This is a genomic window from Rothia sp. HMSC065C03, from assembly GCF_001837295.1.
GTDB lineage: Bacteria > Actinomycetota > Actinomycetes > Actinomycetales > Micrococcaceae > Rothia.
The window spans coordinates 893,586-910,167 of the sequence record NZ_KV832006.1; the positions used below are offsets into that span (position 1 = coordinate 893,586).

Annotated in this window: 11 protein-coding genes; 6 read left to right on the forward strand and 5 right to left on the reverse strand. The window is 59.9% G+C overall.

Going from position 1 to position 16,582, the window contains the following annotated elements:
• Window positions 1–93: 93 nt before the first annotated feature.
• Window positions 94–1,341 (reverse strand): cysteine desulfurase family protein, encoded by a 1,248-nt coding sequence (locus tag HMPREF2605_RS09130; protein WP_070848117.1) that lies wholly within the window; start codon window positions 1,339–1,341, stop codon window positions 94–96.
• Window positions 1,342–1,542: 201 nt separating this feature from the next.
• Here HMPREF2605_RS09130 and HMPREF2605_RS09135 point away from each other — a divergent pair, with 201 nt between their 5' ends.
• Both HMPREF2605_RS09135 and HMPREF2605_RS09140 read left to right on the forward strand, forming a co-directional pair.
• On the forward strand, window positions 1,543–2,010 hold the full coding sequence (locus HMPREF2605_RS09135) for a tRNA (cytidine(34)-2'-O)-methyltransferase (RefSeq protein ID WP_070848119.1): 468 nt from the start codon (window positions 1,543–1,545) through the stop codon (window positions 2,008–2,010).
• Between the two features lies 1 nt (window position 2,011).
• A complete protein-coding gene (locus HMPREF2605_RS09140; RefSeq protein ID WP_070848121.1) occupies window positions 2,012–2,659 on the forward strand; it encodes a uracil-DNA glycosylase family protein in 648 nt (215 codons plus the stop codon).
• A gap of 210 nt (window positions 2,660–2,869) precedes the next feature.
• Here HMPREF2605_RS09140 and HMPREF2605_RS09145 read toward each other — a convergent pair whose 3' ends face one another.
• Entirely contained in the window at window positions 2,870–4,198 is a 1,329-nt protein-coding gene (locus HMPREF2605_RS09145) for a S1C family serine protease (protein WP_070848123.1), read from the reverse strand.
• Between the two features lie 380 nt (window positions 4,199–4,578).
• Between HMPREF2605_RS09145 and HMPREF2605_RS09560 the strand changes: the two genes are divergently transcribed.
• From HMPREF2605_RS09560 to HMPREF2605_RS09160, 4 genes are all read left to right on the forward strand, one after another.
• Window positions 4,579–4,746 (forward strand): hypothetical protein, encoded by a 168-nt coding sequence (locus HMPREF2605_RS09560; protein WP_168167599.1) that lies wholly within the window; start codon window positions 4,579–4,581, stop codon window positions 4,744–4,746.
• Between the two features lie 314 nt (window positions 4,747–5,060).
• Window positions 5,061–7,475 (forward strand): non-ribosomal peptide synthetase subunit, encoded by a 2,415-nt coding sequence (locus tag HMPREF2605_RS09150; RefSeq protein WP_070848125.1) that lies wholly within the window; start codon window positions 5,061–5,063, stop codon window positions 7,473–7,475.
• Between the two features lie 268 nt (window positions 7,476–7,743).
• Entirely contained in the window at window positions 7,744–9,813 is a 2,070-nt protein-coding gene (locus HMPREF2605_RS09155; protein ID WP_070848127.1) for a TPM domain-containing protein, read from the forward strand.
• 265 nt (window positions 9,814–10,078) lie between these two features.
• Window positions 10,079–10,843 (forward strand): PspA/IM30 family protein, encoded by a 765-nt coding sequence (locus HMPREF2605_RS09160; RefSeq protein ID WP_070543768.1) that lies wholly within the window; start codon window positions 10,079–10,081, stop codon window positions 10,841–10,843.
• Between the two features lie 121 nt (window positions 10,844–10,964).
• On the opposite strand, the gene HMPREF2605_RS09165 is transcribed toward HMPREF2605_RS09160, so the two are convergent.
• The 3 genes from HMPREF2605_RS09165 to HMPREF2605_RS09180 form a co-directional block, all read right to left on the reverse strand.
• Window positions 10,965–13,481, reverse strand: a complete 2,517-nt coding sequence (locus HMPREF2605_RS09165; RefSeq protein WP_070848129.1) for an S-layer homology domain-containing protein — start codon at window positions 13,479–13,481, stop codon at window positions 10,965–10,967.
• Window positions 13,482–14,952: 1,471 nt separating this feature from the next.
• Window positions 14,953–15,585 carry a site-specific integrase gene (locus HMPREF2605_RS09175; RefSeq protein WP_314684801.1) on the reverse strand — a complete coding sequence of 211 codons (633 nt, stop codon included), beginning with the start codon at window positions 15,583–15,585 and terminating at the stop codon, window positions 14,953–14,955.
• A gap of 324 nt (window positions 15,586–15,909) precedes the next feature.
• Window positions 15,910–16,503, reverse strand: coding sequence for a protoglobin domain-containing protein (locus HMPREF2605_RS09180; protein ID WP_005505324.1), 594 nt, complete (start codon window positions 16,501–16,503; stop codon window positions 15,910–15,912).
• Window positions 16,504–16,582: the final 79 nt, after the last annotated feature.

Here is a 16,582-nt window from a genome sequence, read left to right on the forward strand (position 1 = left end):
CGGCGGAATATTGGGCAGTGCACCCTCAGCCCGCCCTCAGCGAACGCTGAGATTGCAGGCTGAGAGCGGGTTGGTATCTTCTCTTCTGGTTTTCTAGTGCCAGCGGGAGGCGTCCGGCAGCTGCGAGGACAGTCCCGCTTTCGCTGCCTGTTCGTAGGCTGCGGGTAGTGCCGCGATGAGGCGCGCAATATCGGCGCCGGTGGTTGAGTGGCCGAGGGTGAAGCGCTGGGCGCTGCGGGCGGTGTCTTCGTCCATGCCCATTGCCATGAGCACGTGGGAGGGGCGGGTCACCCCGGCGTTGCAGGCGGAGCCGGTGGAACTGCTGATGCCCTGCATGTCCAGCAGGAAGAGCAAGGTGTCGCCTTCGGCGTTTTCGAAGGTGAAGTGGGCGTTGCCTGGCAGACGCTTCTGGCCGGGGTATTCCTCGGTGAGCGGGTTTTCACCGCTCAGGTGTGCCTGCGGGATGAGCGCGCTAATTGCCGCAACGAGTTCGTTGCGCAGTGCGGCGATGCGGGCGGATTCTTCGTCGAGGTGCTCGACCGAGTGCACTGCGGCCTCCGCAAAACCCGCGATGGCGGGCGCGTCGATGGTGCCGGAACGCACGGAGCGTTCCTGGCCGCCTCCATGGAGCACGGGGGTCAGTTGCACGGCGCGGGTTGCGACCAGCGCGCCAATACCCATGGGGCCACCAATCTTGTGGCCAGAAATCGCGAGGGTCGCCACGCCACTGGTGTGGAAGTCGATGGGCACCGCGCCGAACGCCTGCACCGCATCCGAGTGCACGGGAATACCGTATTCAGCGGCGATAGCGGCAATTTCGGGGATGGGCTGTACGGTGCCGACCTCGTTGTTCGCCCACATGACGGTCACGAGCGCAACGTCTTCGGGGTTCTTTTCGATGAGCTCGCGAACGGTCTGCGGGTTGACGCTGCCGTGCGCGTCCACGGGAATCCATTCGAGCTGTGCGCCTTCTGCCTTTTCGAGCCATTCGCAGGTTTCTTCCACCGCATGATGCTCAATGGAGGAGACGAGAATTCGGGTGCGCTGCGGGTCTTCTTCGCGGCGCTTCCAGTAGATGCCCTTGACCGCGAGGTTGTCCGCCTCGGTGCCGCCGGAGGTGAAAATAACCTCGGCGGGGTCGGCGCCAATGGCGCGGGCGATGCGTTCGCGGGCGTACTCGACGGTGGCGCGGGCGTCGCGTCCTACGGCGTGCAGGGAGGAGGGGTTGCCGCCGTTGCGCATCTGTTCGACCATGGCGTCGATGGCGGCGGGCAGTACGTCGGTGGTGGCGGCGTGGTCGAGGTAGACGCGGCCGTTCTGACGGTTGGTTTCTGCGCTCATGGTTCCTCCTGCTGGGTTGTTCGGCGGTTTTTCGCCTCGCTTATTTTATCGCGCTCTATCTTGCCTCTTCTAGGCATGTTCACCTGCGGCGGGGACGGCGGGCGCTACTCCGCCGGGCTATTCGGGGGCTACGCTGGGCTGCTCGGGGCTGCTCGGGGCTGATCAGGGGACGTTCAGGGGCTGCGCGGTACACTTAGGAACGTGTTCAAGATTCTTTTCTATACCCCTGAAATTCCCGGCAATACCGGCAACGCTATTCGCCTGTCGGCGATTACCGGCGCTGAGCTACACCTGGTCAAGCCGCTGGGCTTCAACTTTGATGATGCGCATCTGCGCCGTGCGGGTCTGGATTACCACGACCTCGCGGTGGTGACGGTGCACGAGACCCTCGAAGAGGCGTGGGAAGCTCTCGCCCCGGAGCGTGTTTTCGCGTTCACGACGACTGCTTCAACCTCGTATGCGGACATTGAGTACCGCCCGGGTGACGTGTTCATGTTCGGTCCGGAGTCGGTGGGTCTGCCCGCTGAGGTTCAGCAGGACCCGCACGTGACCGAGCGCGTGAAGATTCCGATGAAGCCGGGCCGCCGTTCGCTGAACCTGGCTAATTCTGCGTCTATCGCAATTTTTGAGGCGTGGCGTCAGAACGGTTTTGAGGGAGGCACCATCTAGCATGGCTGTTGCACACCATAATCTGCCGGCACCTCTGGTTCAGCAGATTCTGGAAACTACCCCTCCCCTGGCTGAGCAGATTCGCCAGGATCCGCAGAATAGGGAGTTCACGGAGCAGGGTTGGGAGCCGGTCTATTCGGCGTCCCCGAAGGCACGCATCGTGGTGATTGGTCAGGCGCCTGGGCGTACCGCGCAGGAGAGCCGCATCCCGTGGAATGACCCGAGTGGTGTGAAGCTGCGCGAGTGGATGGGCGTGACGGACGAGCAGTTCTACGACCCCAACCTGATCTCGTTGCTGCCGATGGATTTCTACTACCCCGGCAAGGGCGCGCACGGTGATAACCCGCCGCGTAAGGATTTCGCGCCGAAGTGGCATCCGCAGCTGCTCGAGCTCATGCCGGATGTTCAGCTGATTCTGCTGATGGGCGCGTACTCTCAGAAGCATTACCTGGATGGTGTGCACGCCCCGAAGGCACAGAAGAACCTGACGGAGACGGTTCGCGCGTGGGAATCTTACCTTCCCAAGTTCCTGCCGCTGGTGCATCCTTCGCCGCTGAATTTTAGGTGGCAGGCGAAGAACCCGTGGTTCGAGCAGGAGGTTGTCCCGGCTTTGCAGAAGCGCGTGGGCGAGGTTCTTGAGAGCGCCTGACCCACCCCCGCTCTGCGGCACCAATGCATTTTGCTGTACTAACGCAAGAAGCTCCCACCCCGCATATGGGGTGGGAGCTTTCTTTGTATGCACCATGTTGCGCTCTTGCTGAGCGGTTAGTCCTGCTGAACGGTAGAGTCGGCTGAGCGGGTGATTCTCAGCCGTGCCCCTTCAACGTTCAGAAGCGAGAGGCGTTTTACTTCTGGCTATTTACTTCTGGCTGTCGGCGTCGCCCAGGGTCACGGTGATGTCCTGGGTGGAGGAGCCGCGCTTAACCTTCAGCTTCAGGTCGGAGCCTGCCGCCGCGGCACGCACGGTACCGTTGAGCTCGTCGCTCTTAGTCACAGCGTGGCCGTCAGCTTCAAGTACCACGTCGCCGGTGCGCAGACCCGCCTTGGACGCGGGGCTGTTCGATGCCACCGAGGTAATCTCCACACCACCGGGGATGAGCTTGGAGGAGCCCGAACCGGTGTCTGCGGGGCTGTTCTTCACACTCGCGCCCAGGTAGCCGTGGGTTGCCTTGCCCTTGGCGATAATCTCGGAGGAGATGCGCTTGGCGTAGTTGGAGGTAATGGAGAACGCCATACCGTCAGCGGTGCCGCCGTCCTGGCTTGCCTGGCCCTGCGCGTTAATGCCGACCAGCTCGCCCTTGAGGTTCACCAGCGGGCCGCCGGAGTTACCGTGGTTGATGGGAGCGTCAACCTGAATCATGGGGATGTAGTTCTGGCCCTTCGAATCGGCGGGCTGCACGCGGTTTGCGTTCGAGACCACGCCGGAGGTGACCGTCTCGGTGCGGCTGTAGGGAGCTCCGAGAGCGACCACTGCCTCGCCGGAGACCAGCTTGGAGGAGTCACCCCAGGTGATGGGCTGCAGGTCCAGGCCGGAGGGGCTGATCTTCAGGACCGCCAGGTCAGCGGCTGCGTCCAGGCCCACCACGGATGCGGTGCGCACGGTGCCATCGCTCAGTCGTACCTCAATGGTGGATGCTTCCCTGGAAGATTCGAGGGTGACCACGTGGTGGTTGGTGAGGATGTGGCCTTCCTTGTCGAGGATGACGCCACTACCGCCGCCGGAGGAGGAACCGTTCGAAGCAACAATAGTCACGGTGGAGGGCAGGACCTTCTTCGCGGTTTCTGCTACGCCTGCCACGGTGGAAGAGTTGCTGATATTGGAGCTAACGGAACCGCGGGAGGAGGAGCTGGAGGAGCTGTTGTTCGATGCTGCGATGCCGCCTCCGACGCCCGCACCGACGCCGCCGCCAACGAGGGCTGCGAGCAGAGCTGCGGTGAGCACAACACCTGCGCCGTAACGCTTGTTATTGTTGGTGTCCTGGGGCGTAGACTGTGCCGCAGCAACCTGAGCGGCAGCTGCCTGGGGGTAGGTGTAGCCGGGAGAGGCATATGCTTGCGGATATGCGTTCTGACCCTGCTGCTGGCTTGCAGACTGGTAGCCTGCCTGTCCGCTGACGTTCTGCATGGGACGGGTTGCATCTGTGACGCCATCATTGCCGCCGTGGGACCATCCGTTGTTTTGAGTCATGAGTTCTCCTAGAAGTCGTGCGTATGCGTCACCCTGGGCGCACGCTACCTTTCTACTGTAGAGGGTGTTTCAGGGCGTTCGATATCTTTTCGCTGTTGGTTTTCGGGGAGTTCCCTGGGAATTTTTCTCATCCCCCTTCATTTGGTACCGATTAGCAGGTCTGAGGTGCTCGGCGATTCACCCGACGGCTGGTTTATTTTGGGGCTTTGTTCGCTATTTTTCGTCGCTCTCAGGCTTCTCTTTTAAAGCACTCGGTTTTTCTCCATGGTTTACACAGCATGATGCGTCCGCATACACAGCTTCAGCACAGAGTCGGTCCGTAATGTTGAAGACACATAGGAACGAAAACCAATGCAAAGGACAAACACGAGGAGAAACCCATGATGATCGGAACCCTGATTTTCTGTGCGGTCTTGGCAAGCTCCATCGGTATCGGTGCGGGTATTGTGGCTTGTTGCTCGGGAATGGTGTACCGCCGTCATCGTGCAGAGAAGGCCTCCGAGCTGGCGCAGCCGCTTGCCACCCACGCATTGACCGCCGGTAGGTAGCGCATAGAGTTTGATAGTTTTCCGGAGCAGGAGTTGAGAGCCCTGCACCGGAGGGGTGAGAATCCCCAGTATGTCCCGAAGGGTCGGTGTGAGGACCGGCCCGGGTGTGATAGTGAGTTGAGTGATGATTGATGCGGCGTAGGTCCCTGCATGAGGGCTTGCGCCGCATCGTCTTTTAACTGTGACGCTGGTGCGGGAGGCACTGGCGGAAAGCACTGGCGGAGAGTACCCGGAACCCCGGCTATTCCCTTTTAGCATGCGGTAAGACAACGGTGCTACGAGCAGCAGGTGGCTGGCTGGGTTATGGTGAAGTCATGAGGATTATTTCTGCTGTTTTCGCTCTTCTTGGCGCGCTGCCGACCCTACCGGCGGTGGCGTCTTCGCTGGACGGCGCAACCCGCCTGTATGCGTTGCTTATATTTGTTCTGATCTGCGCGATGGTGGCGTTGTTTGCGTCGTTGAGCCCGTCGCGCCGTCGCGCGCGTGAGATTAGGCGGCAGGTATTGCAACAGCAGCAGCAGAACCAGGCGATGAATCAGCAGGTATCCAATCAGCAGATGCCGCCTCAGCAGATGCCGCCTCAGCAGGTACAGGGCGCGGTGAGCTACCCGATGCACTACCAGCCGAAGCCGGCACAGCCCAGCAGTAGCGATCAGCAGTCGGTGCAGGATCCTGTTCAGAACCAGGTACCGAACCCCGCGCAGGCCCCGGTATCTGCAACGCCCCAGGCGCAGTCCCCGCTCCCCCAGCAGATTCAGGCGCCCTCGCCTCAGCCTCCTCAGCCGGTGGCGGCACCGTCCCCACTGGAGCCAATGCAGGCGGGCAGCGCCGACTCATCTTCGGGGCAGAACCATTCAGCAGAAAGCCAGGAGCAACAGAGCATGCCCCAGAACACCCCGGCGCAGCCTGAAAAGCGCCCGCAACAGGAGGCCGCCCAGCAGACTCCCAAGAGTAACCCGGCACCCTCCGACCCATTCTCTTTGAGCACCAACTTCAAGCTCATTCCCCCTCTAGAGAACGCACAGCGCAGCCGCTACCCCATGGTGCTTTCTGCCAGTAAATCTGAGGATGAGGTCTTTGCGTTGCCGTCGATTAGCGGTGTGCCGCAGCATCTGTTGGTCGGCACGCAGGAGAATCATGTTCCGCTGAATCAGCGTCAGCGCTGGGAGCAGGTCAGGATCCTGGAGAACTACCTCATGCGTGCGGTCATGAACCTGCAGACGCTGGAGCGTGCGCAGGTTTCCCCGCTACACAGCTTCAAGGAGACTGCCCAGGCTGACCGCGCGGTGCTTGCCGCCGAGCTGGAAGAGACGATTCGGAAGTCTCGACTGAAGCTGAGCGGGGCGTTGGAGTTCTACACGTCCCTTCCTCGTCTGGCGGAGGCTCCGGGCTCTTTCGCTTTTGCCCGCGATCATGCGCTCTCGCTGAGCGCCGCCGTCATCAGCCTGACGGAGGAGTGCTTTGAGCGTACCTTCCGTTGGCGTCTGCTGGAGGATACTCTCCCGGATTCTTTGAGCGACCGCCTGTACGCGGTGCGTTATCTGCGTGAGAGCGCACAGAAGCTGGCGGCTTTTGTGGAACTGAGCGAATTTGACCGCGCTATGCAGCTTGCCGAGACATGGAAGAAGACTGCTCGTAAGGATTCGAAGATCGATGAGGCCAAGGTCTGGAATGAGATGACCGAAGTCGCCTTTAACGTTCTGCCCGAGTTGCGAGAGCGGGCGTTGAAGGGCGTTCAGTCTACGTTGGAGTTTAGCGAGCTTTTCTACCGTTCCGGCGATGATGGTACGCACCGTATGCTCCGTCCGGAACAGCTAAGCGAGTTTGAGCTCAAGGGCGTGCAGTCCACGCTGGAAGAGCGCCTGGAGAAGGTGCGTCTTGAGCTTCAGGATGCGGAGTTCTGCGCCGCTGTCTTGTGCCTGCAGGCGCGCTCTGTCATTGAGCTTCTCCAGGAGCTTCTGCAGGTTGAGCAGGACGGCGTTCTGGCGGAGGCTGTGACCGATTTGCGAGCGCTTGCTCATGACTCGCCCGACCTTGCCGAGCAGCCTATCCAGACGTTGACGTTCAGCCGCGAACAGTACGCCCCGGATGGGGAGGATCTTCCGACCATTGGCGAGCGCATCCGTTCCCTCTCGAGTGTTCCCGAGGTTCTGGCGTTCGTTCACTACGAGGGACCGGTGCTTCTGGTGGGCGTCTCGGATCCGTATAAGGCGTTTTCCGGGGAAGGCTCCTTCGAGGGTCTGCTTTCGGAGGAGAAGAGACTATCTTCCATGCCGTTGTCTGTGTTGCGCACCCATTCGAGACTTCTGAAGCAGGTGCTTCGTCTGCAGAATCTGCGTTTGGAGCTGGCGTGGGTGAGTAGCTGTAGCGGCTACATGCCTTTGAGCCTGGTTGAACGGTATTACGTCGGCTCCTCTGCCGGGGATGAGGATTTGAAGGAGCTGACCGAAAATATTGAGGCGCTCGCTGAGCTTCTGGATGCCCATTCTAATTCCCAGGTGTATAAGGGCCGTGGCGTGCCGACTACGCCCTTTTTGTGGTCACAGATGCGAAAGCAGGCAGAACGCAGTTCTAGGTTGCTGAATTATGTGCAGTTCTTGGGTTGGATGTTCGCCTCGTCTTCGCGAGTTCAGGTGGTGAACGGCATAGCGCAGAGTATCCACGATGTTGATGCCGCAGAGGTAGTGGAGCACCTGATGAGCAATCTGAAGATTGCGCGTCGGCGCTAATCACTGAATAGCCGGTGAGCCGGGGTCTGGCGTGAGGCTAGACCCCGGCTCTCCTATATACCGGCTTTCCTGTATACCGGCTTTCCTGTATAAAGCCTGGGAAGACGGTAAACGGTCGGCAAACAGCGGCGCAATATTCTCGTATCTGTGCGTCTGTGTAGCTATGCCACCGCTACACTAATAATGTGACCAGCACTAAGGTGTGCGTTGAACAAGCACACCGTGAAGTGCAGGTCCGTTCATACTTCACGACAACGGAGGAAAGACCATGACCGAGCACGCCTTTGCGCGTCAGATTCGTCCCGCACGCCCTCGCCTGCGCACTATCTTGGGTGCCACAGTGCTGGCGGCAGGTCTTTCTTGTGCCCCGGTGGTTTTGCCGGCTGGTTCTGCGTTTTTGAGCACATCGGCGCAGGCTGCTGACCCGATGCAGATTACGGGCACCACCGTGTACGATTCCACGAACTCTTTGGGTGATACCGCTACCCTGAAGTCTAAGATTTCTGCTCTGTCGAAGAAGCACAACGTGGATTTGCACGTTGTGGTCATCGATAAGTTTGAGAACCCGTCTACTTCTTCGAGCTGGACGAAGGCGCTTGCTACGAAGAACAATTGGGGTTCTGCCGATGTGGTGCTGGTGATTGCTACCGAGTCTCGCCAGGCGTATTTCTTGGCGGGTAGCACGAAGACCCTGTCGAGCGATCAGCAGACGAAGGTGTACCAGAACTACATCAAACCGAAGCTGCAGAATAGCGACTATTCGGGTGCGGCGCTTGCCGCGGTTGAGGGTATCGAGGCCCAGAAGGGCGGTAGCTCTTCGGGTGTTGTAACCAGCGTGCTCGGTGTGGGTGCTGCGGCGACCGTGGGTGCTGGCGGTTACGCGATGTACCGCCGCCGCAAGAAGAAGAACGCTCAGCAGCAGCCTCAGCGTTCCTACGGTGCGCCTCGTAACTACTCCCCCATTCCGGAGGTTCCGCTGGAGGAGTTGCGCACTCGCGCCGGTAGCGCCCTTCTGCAGGCTGATACGACGATGAGCCACGCGAAGCAGGAACTGGATTTTGCGCGCGCACAGTACAGCGATCAGCAGGTTGCTGAGTTCGCTCAGGAGATTGCGCGTGCTGAGGATCTGATGCGTAAGTCCTTCCAGCGTCAGCAGCTTCTGACCGATAGCATCCCGGATACTGAGGCTGAGCAGCGTGCCTGGTTGACTGAGATTATTGATAACTCTCAGGAAGTCACCCGTATTGCTCAGGAGCAGGACGCTAAGCTGGCTCAGTTGCGCAACCTGGAGCAGGAGGCACCGCAGGCTATTGAGGCTCTGGCTCAGCGTCTGCCGCAGCTGCGTGCCTCGGTGGAGGAGATTGCCGCCCAGTACCGCGCGTTGAAGGAACGTTACCTGCCCAGCGCACTGGAGCCCATTTCGAAGACTCCTACCCTGTTGGAGTCGAACATGGTGCTGTGCGCTGCGGAGGTTGAGAAGGCTCAGGCGACCGTTACGACCGCTCGTTCGGAGGCAGTTGCTCACCTGCGCACCGCTGAGGAAGCCGCCTCGCAGATTCAGACTCTGGGTGCGGCAGTGAATACCCGCTCGCATGAGCTGGAGCAGGCTCAGCTGGGTCTGAGCACCGACCTGCTGAGCATTCAGCGTGACGTGGCTGAGGCGAAGAGCCTGGCTGCATCTCAGCGTCGCGATGATTTGGGTGCGGTCGCTGCCGGTATGGAGGCGGTGCTCAACCAGGTCAATCAGAGCGCTTCGGCTCGCCCGAATGACCCGCTGACTCTGGCGAACCAGCTGCGTCAGCTTTCCGCCGAGCTGGATAAGGCAATGACGAATATGCGTGCTACCCGTGAGCGTTCTCGTGCGGCTTCGCAGAACCTGGATCGTACGATGCGTTCTGCGTACGCTGCGGTGAACGGTGCGCGTAGCTACATCAATAACCGCCGTGCTGCGGTGGGTCCGATGACCCTGACCGCTGTTTCTGAGGCGGAGCGTCACCTGGGTCAGGCTCAGCGTCTGGCTTCTTCGGATCCGCTGAACGCTATGAAGGAAGCCAACATGGCGATTCAGAAGGCGACCGACGCGCAGAACCGAGCTCAGAGCGAGGTCGGCAACTACTACAACAACCAGAACGACCGCGGCGGCGGTAGCTTCGGCGGTGACCTGGCGAAGGGCCTGCTGCTGGGCGCTCTGATGACCGCGATGAACTCCGGCACCAGTAGCTGGGGTAGCAGCGGCGGCCACAGCAGTGGTGGTAGTAGCGGCGGCAGCTGGGGCGGCGGCTTCAGCGGCGGTGGCGGCGATTGGGGTAGCGGCGGTGGTGACGGCGGTAGCTTCTAACCGCCTCCGATGCTACCGATTCTGTCGGTCGGTTTCTGTAGGTTTTTCTACAGTCTGACCGGCGGGGTGGATAGCTTACCTCACCGCTTTCTTCCCCAGTCGGAAAACACCTGAGGTAATTTACCAAAAGTTTAGGTTGCAGAAATCAGGCGTGCATCATTTTCACAGCATGCACCCAGAAATCTGCCACATAATTAGTTATACGGGCACGGCTCACGAGGAGCGTAGTGCTCCCCCGCAGCCCGTGAACAGAAAGTAGGAGATTATGGCTAAGCAGACCATCTTCGGCCGTATTGCACAGCTCGCTAAGGCAAACATCAACGCTCTGATTGATGCAGCTGAGGACCCGGAGAAGATGCTGGACCAGATGGTTCGTGACTACACCAACAACATCCGCGAGGCGGAGGCTGCAGTAGCACAGACCATCGGCAACCTGCGTCTGCTCGAGAAGGACCACGCTGAGGACGTCAAGACCGCTCAGGAGTGGGGCACCAAGGCTCTGGCAGCTTCTAACAAGGCTGATGAGTTCCGCGCAGCTGGCGACGTTGCCAACGCTGACAAGTTCGATAACCTCGCGAAGATTGCTCTGAACAAGCAGCTGCTGGCTGAGAAGGCTGCGCAGGCTGTTGAGCCTCAGCTGGCTTCTCAGACTCAGGTTGTCAACCAGCTCAAGGACGGCCTGGAGAAGATGCGCTCCAAGCTTGAAGAGGTCAAGTACAAGCGCGATGAGCTGACCGCACGTCAGAAGACTGCAGCAGCTCAGACCCAGGTGAACGACGCTCTGAAGGCGTTCGACGTTCTGGACCCGACCAGCGAGATGAGCCGCTTCGAAGAGAAGGTTCGCCGCGAAGAGGCACGCGTCATCGGTCAGCAGGAGCTGGCAGCTTCCTCCCTGGACGCACAGTTCAACACCCTGGACCAGATGGAGCGCGACACCGAGCTGGACGCTCGCCTGGCTGCTCTGAAGGCAAAGAACGCTCCGGCAGCTCCGGCTCCCCTGGCTGTGGAATCCCCCACCCAGACCCTCTAAGCCTAGGATCTTCTAAGCTTGGTCTAGCGTATAGCTTCTTGAGCTAAACCTATAGAAAGAACCGCCCCGTTCCTGAATTTCAGGAGCGGGGCGGTTCTTTATGCGTTAGGGGCCGTGCGCCTTAGTTAGCGTAGATGTACAGGTAGCCTGCCATAGCGTCACGGGTGATGGCTGCCGAGGAGGTGGAGCCGGTACCGATGCCGTTGGAGGCAGCCCATGCCAGAGCCTGGGACGCGTAGCCGCCCTGAGCCTGTGCCGGGGAGCCAGCTGCACGGTACATGAACTCAGCCATGGTGGACTCAGTGACGGCCTCCAGGGGGCGGAAGTCGCTACCGTTGATGCCCTGCTGGCTCAGCCAGAAGATCTCCTTGTACGCGGGGTGGTTGACCGGAACATCGCTGAACGGCGAAACAGCCGGTGCGTTCACTGCGGGGCGACCAGCCACGCGGTACAGGTAGGTTGCCAGCTGTGCACGGTTGACCGATGCGTTCGGGCGGAAGGTGCCGTCCGCGAAGCCGAGCATGATGCGGTGATCAGAGTTCCAGCTGATCTCGTTGTAGTTCGGGTTCGAGTCGGACAGGTCGCTGTAGCCCAGCGCGGGGGTCTTACCCGCAAAGTCCAGGGAGGACGCCAGGATGTGCGGCAGGTCGTAGTCGTGGTGGCTGAAGCCGTCAATCAGCTTCACGCGGGCGTCGGAGAAGCCAGCGCCCAGGTATGCGTTGTAGCCGGACTCGACTGCGCCACGTGCGCTCCAGGTGACGGGGTAGGTGTTACCGGAGGTGTCGTTCGCGCCAACCCACCAGTACATAGGCAAGCCCTTAGTGGTTGCATCAGCGTCCACGGAGCCGTCCGAGTCGCCGCCTGCAACCATGATGGAGCCGCCACCGTTACGCCATGCGGTGTTGTGGTCGGTCAGCTCGTAGGTGATGAACTCAGCGCCACCGGAGTAGCCCATGGTCCACACCTGGGAAGCGTCCAGGTTGTTCTGGCCGATGAAGGAGGAAGCGAAGGAGCGGAAGAACTCACCGTTGGTGTTCATGTCTTCCCACCAGGTGATGCCGTTGCCGGATGCGTTGGTGTCCGGGGAGATAATAGGCACGAAGACCATGTTGCGGGCATTAGCGATCTTGCCCATCGCCGCGAGCATGCCCTCGTCGGGGGTGTAGACCTTGGACTCGTCACGCTGCCAGTAGTCACCGTCGAAGTAGAAGACCACGCCAACGGGCTTGGAGTAGTCCAGGTTGTTCGCGTACACGTGGTACTGGGAGGTGGTGCCCGCCGGGGAGGTGTAGCTCTGGTAGGTTGCGGAGCTCATGGTGCGGGCACGCTGAGTGTTCTGCTGCTTCTGCTCAGCCTTCTGTTCGGTCTTCTGCTCGACCTTGGGAGCGGCGGTTGCCTTGCCCTTGGAGAGCGAGTTGCTCAGAATCTGCGAGAAGTTGTAGTCGAAGTGGCCCGAGCCGTTCAGAACGGTCGCGGAAGCGTTGGTGTAGCCGGCGTTGCGGTAGGCGTTGTAGCCGCCCTCAACGGCGCCTCGTGCGCTCCAGGTCTGCGGGTAGGTCTCGCCGGAGCCATCGTTCGAGTTTGCGTACCAGAACATGGGCTGGGACTTCAGCGCATCCGAGGGGGTGCCCTCGTCCAGGCCGCCGCCAGCGACCATAATGGAGCCGCCGCCATTGCGCCAGGTCTGGGGCTTAGTGTTCAGCTCGTAGGTGATGAACTCAGCGCCACCGGAGTAGCCCATGGTCCACACGTTGGAGGAGTCCACGCCGTTAGCCGCGATGAAGGAGGAAGCGAAGGAGCGGAAGAACTCGCCGTTACGGTCCATGTTTTCCCACCAGGTCACGCCAGCATCGTAACGGTTGGTGTCCGGGGAGATGACGGGCACGAACAGCATGTTCTGTGCCGCTGCGGATGCAGCCATCTGAGCCAGCTCACCGGAGGGGTCGTAGACCTTGGACTGGTCGTTACGCCAGTAGTCGCCGTCGAAGTAGAAGACCACGCCAACGGGCTTGGAGAAGTCCACGCCCTCAGCGTAGACGTGGTACTGCGAGGTGGTACCAGCCGGGGAGGTGTAGGACAGGAAAGTCTGGTTGGTGCGGGTTGCCGCCACACCGGATGCCGCCTGGGTAGCCTGTACAGTCTGCGCGGGCTGAGCGGCAGGGGTTACAGCGTTCTGGGTAGCTGCGGGAGTCTGGGCGACCTGAGCCAGGGTGGGCTGAGCGGAAGGCTGTGCAGCCTGCGCCAGGGTCGGCTGAGCGGAAGGCTGTGCAGCCTGTGCCGCCTGTGCAGACTGGAAGGTAGCTGAGGGAGCAGCCTGCTGGGTTGCTTGTGCGGGCTGAGCAGCCTGAGCAGTGTAGGTCTTCTGGATGGGCTGAACCGCAGTCGTTGCGGGAGCCTGCTGAGTCTGCTTTGCCTGTTCAGCCTGCAGACGGATCTGCACAGCAACCTGAGAGAGGGTCGGCTGCACGGTGGAGGTGAACAGAGACTTCGGAGCCTGGGTTGCGGTAGCTGCGCCGGGGATGTCCTGAACGACGGGTGCAAAAGCGGAAGCGGGTGCTACCAGGGTGCTACCGAGCACGGAGGGTACAGCGATGGCTGCGAGAGAGCCAGCCTTAACAGTGCGGGGGCGAAGTGCCATGGGGTTGTCCTCGTTGTTGGTGTTTCTGGGGCGTGAACGCCCGTGAGTGGTTGAGTGATAGGTGGTCTATAGGTGAGAAGCCTATAGGCGGTCGGCCCGCGGATGTGACGCCGCACGAGACGCTTCCATCAACCATCCCCGTGTGTGTTGCGGGGATGTCCTCATGTGATGGAGGGGTGCGGTGTGGATCCGGAGAGCTACGCGGCGGACCGCGGTGACCACGTACTCAAAGCTACCAGGTCAAAAAGCCTTTTCCAGCGGTTTTTTGGGGCTATTTTTGGGTATCGAACAAGATTCAATCTTAACAAGAGCTTTTTCTCAACTTCTAGCTTAACTTTAATCACCCTCAACTAGAGGTTGAATGAGCTATTTTTCCTTGATTTTCCGGGGTTTTTGAGCGTTTTTTGAAAGAGTTTCAAAAAACCCTACAATTAACTTGAATGTTTTATATGTGACTACAATCACTTTCAGAGTGAATTGTTGCACTCGAAGACCATTTTCTTCCAAAAACCGCGGAATTCCGGGGCAGAACGGGTGATTTCCAAGCCCGGAATATAGGCATCTTTCGCATATTCCACTTTGAGAATGCACTTTGAGGCAAAAATATCCCCCTCGCCACTCCCCCGCTCAGGCACCCTTCGAACCCCTCGTTGGGTCCTTGAGACCCGCCCCAGAGTCTCCTTCAGAACCCCTTTCAAGCCCCATTTCAGAACCCCCAAAAGCAGCGTCTCAAGAAGGCATAACCATCCCCCAATAACCACTCGGAAGTGGCTCCGCCACCCCCATGAGCACATCCGCTTGAAGCCCCGATAGACACGCTGAGGAATACCTCGAAAGACACATCGGGAGACGTTCCGAAACCAGTCCAGGGTAACTTTCACGACGGTTCTATGAAATTCCATAAGGAGGTTCCGTGAGGAGGTTTCAAGAGGCAGGAAGATCCACCCCAAACACCCCGAAGGGGCAGCGGGCAAGCCCCTATCAGTCTCCCCGAAGCACCGCCCCAACAAGGCTCAGAAGACCCCCTCCGCAGATTACAGAAGGCAGGGGATATAAAGAAAGCCGCCCAGCAGGCGGCAGAAAGGTAGCACAAGAAGAAGAAAGGTAGGCGGCAAATGAAGACAGGTCGCCAATAGGAAAGGTGCAGGAAGGTGGCGAAAGAAGGCAGGCCGGCGGTCGGAGGGTGAGTCGGAGAGTGACAGGAGGACGGCAGAAGGAGATAGGTCAGCGGGGGGGGGTACGGGTTTTGGGGAATAAAAAAACTCCCGATAGCTAAAAGCTATCGGGAGTTATCCGTTGCGGGGACAGGATTTGAACCTGCGACCTCCGGGGTCTGCATCTCTTTTTAATGAAACAGTGAGATACAGCCAAGTAATCGTTGATATTGTGCGGTAACCGTCCCCTTATCCTTCCCTAAAGATACTTGAAGTTACCGGCATATCCTCACGAAAGATAGGGAATAAGGTAGGGACTACCTTTCCTCCCTACGCCGTGCTCGGGCTGCCTCGTACAGCGTTGTGAGGTCTGACAGGTCTGAGTATGCCTGTGCGTTCACATCGACCGAGTGGCCGAGCGTTCGAGCACGCAGTAGCGCGTCTACGTCCGTGCGGTACATGGTGTTGAGGGTGGTTCTCCAGACGTGGGTGCGGTGGGTCTCCAGCAGAGGCACTCCGCAGTCGCGAGCCAGATCCTTGTAGAACGCCTTGAGAGCCTTCTGAGCGTTGTATCTGTCCCACTCGGTGTCTGGGTTGAGCGGTGCGCCCACAACGTAGGCTCCACCGACTTCATCTCGTCTACGGGTAAGGTGCTCATAGACCGCAGGCTCGACGAGAGCCGCGACGCGGGTGGTGCCTGTCTTGGCGTTTTCAGCCCGAATAATGCACGCTGGGCGGTTTTGGTCGTCGGTGATGATGTCGTCCCACATGAGAGTTCTTGCTTCGCTTACGCGCAGCCCTGTGGCCATTTGGAGCAGGGTTAGGTCGATGCAGCAGCGGTGGACGGCAACGCGGTCCTCTAGCGTGTACCTGCCTCGTTTGGGTGGTACTAGTGTGGGTGACCAGGTATTGGTCGGGGGTTGTGGGTAGAGGTCGAGGTCCTTGATGATGAGCGGACTTCTACCACCGCGATCTTCAAAGGACCTCCTGTTGACTTCTTACCGTGACGGATCATGGGGCAGCCACACACAGAGCACGATGCAGTATTCACAGGAACGAGGCAAACACGACCAACTGAAAGAGTGACTTTCCCGCACCAGAAAGCCGAAAAGTCACCCAACCAGCAACACGTAGTGTCCTATAACCCAGAAAGAAAGCTCTCCCTGGAAGCCACTGAGGCTTCCAGGGAGAGCAGTCAGAGAGTGCGAAAGACGAATACACCGCTATCAAGCGTGAGGCGGCCGATGGGGGAGTCGTAGGTGGCGAGCGCCGGATCAGAATTGCTCGGGGTGATCGCGGTAGGCATACGCCCACACTGTCACGGCGACAGTCACAGCGCGAGTCCACGCGTCACGGACAGCGTCCAGTTCTGCGCCCTCGAAGCCCTCCGCCAGGAGACGGTGCCCGACCTCCACAGTCGGCGCGATGAAGGCGAGCACGTAGCGCAGAGGCACGAATGGCGTCGAGTCCGCCCCATCCGCCGCGTTCTTCGCCGCGGTCATGTGTCGAGCTCCGATCAGGTACTGGTAGTCCAACCACGCCTGATCCCGCTCGCGCGTGCACATGTCGATGATCCACTGGGCGAATCGGGGCTTTGACGCCTGCGCGTACTCGGGGTTCGGCTGTCCATCCGGATGCGCGGAATGTGCTGCCAGGTAGGTCTTTTGAGCCAAAATCCCGCGCCACGTGTCGACCATTTCCATGGCATGCGGCGCCAGGATGGGTTCTGCTCGCGCGAGCAGCTCTGCGTCACCGGGCTGGACGTGCGCGGCGGCCTCAATCTGGCGTAGATCCTCGAGTGTGAGCGGAGACGTGGGGACGGCATCGGTGCCGTAGGTGTACCCCGACGAGTGGTCGTAAGCGGTCATGCGAACCTCCTTGAACTCATGCGTCAATTGTAGAACGTGCTCTTGCTCAGGTCAAGTCCTGTGGAGTGGTGTAATCGTT

Coding starts and splice junctions, on each gene's coding strand:
- HMPREF2605_RS09130 (WP_070848117.1), bottom strand. CDS start 1,341: ATGAGCGCAGAAACCAACCGTCAGAACGGCCGCGTCTACCTCGACCAC.
- HMPREF2605_RS09560 (WP_168167599.1), top strand. CDS start 4,579: ATGATGATCGGAACCCTGATTTTCTGTGCGGTCTTGGCAAGCTCCATC.
- HMPREF2605_RS09140 (WP_070848121.1), top strand. CDS start 2,012: ATGGCTGTTGCACACCATAATCTGCCGGCACCTCTGGTTCAGCAGATT.
- HMPREF2605_RS09155 (WP_070848127.1), top strand. CDS start 7,744: ATGACCGAGCACGCCTTTGCGCGTCAGATTCGTCCCGCACGCCCTCGC.
- HMPREF2605_RS09145 (WP_070848123.1), bottom strand. CDS start 4,198: ATGACTCAAAACAACGGATGGTCCCACGGCGGCAATGATGGCGTCACA.
- HMPREF2605_RS09165 (WP_070848129.1), bottom strand. CDS start 13,481: ATGGCACTTCGCCCCCGCACTGTTAAGGCTGGCTCTCTCGCAGCCATC.
- HMPREF2605_RS09160 (WP_070543768.1), top strand. CDS start 10,079: ATGGCTAAGCAGACCATCTTCGGCCGTATTGCACAGCTCGCTAAGGCA.
- HMPREF2605_RS09150 (WP_070848125.1), top strand. CDS start 5,061: ATGAGGATTATTTCTGCTGTTTTCGCTCTTCTTGGCGCGCTGCCGACC.
- HMPREF2605_RS09180 (WP_005505324.1), bottom strand. CDS start 16,503: ATGACCGCTTACGACCACTCGTCGGGGTACACCTACGGCACCGATGCC.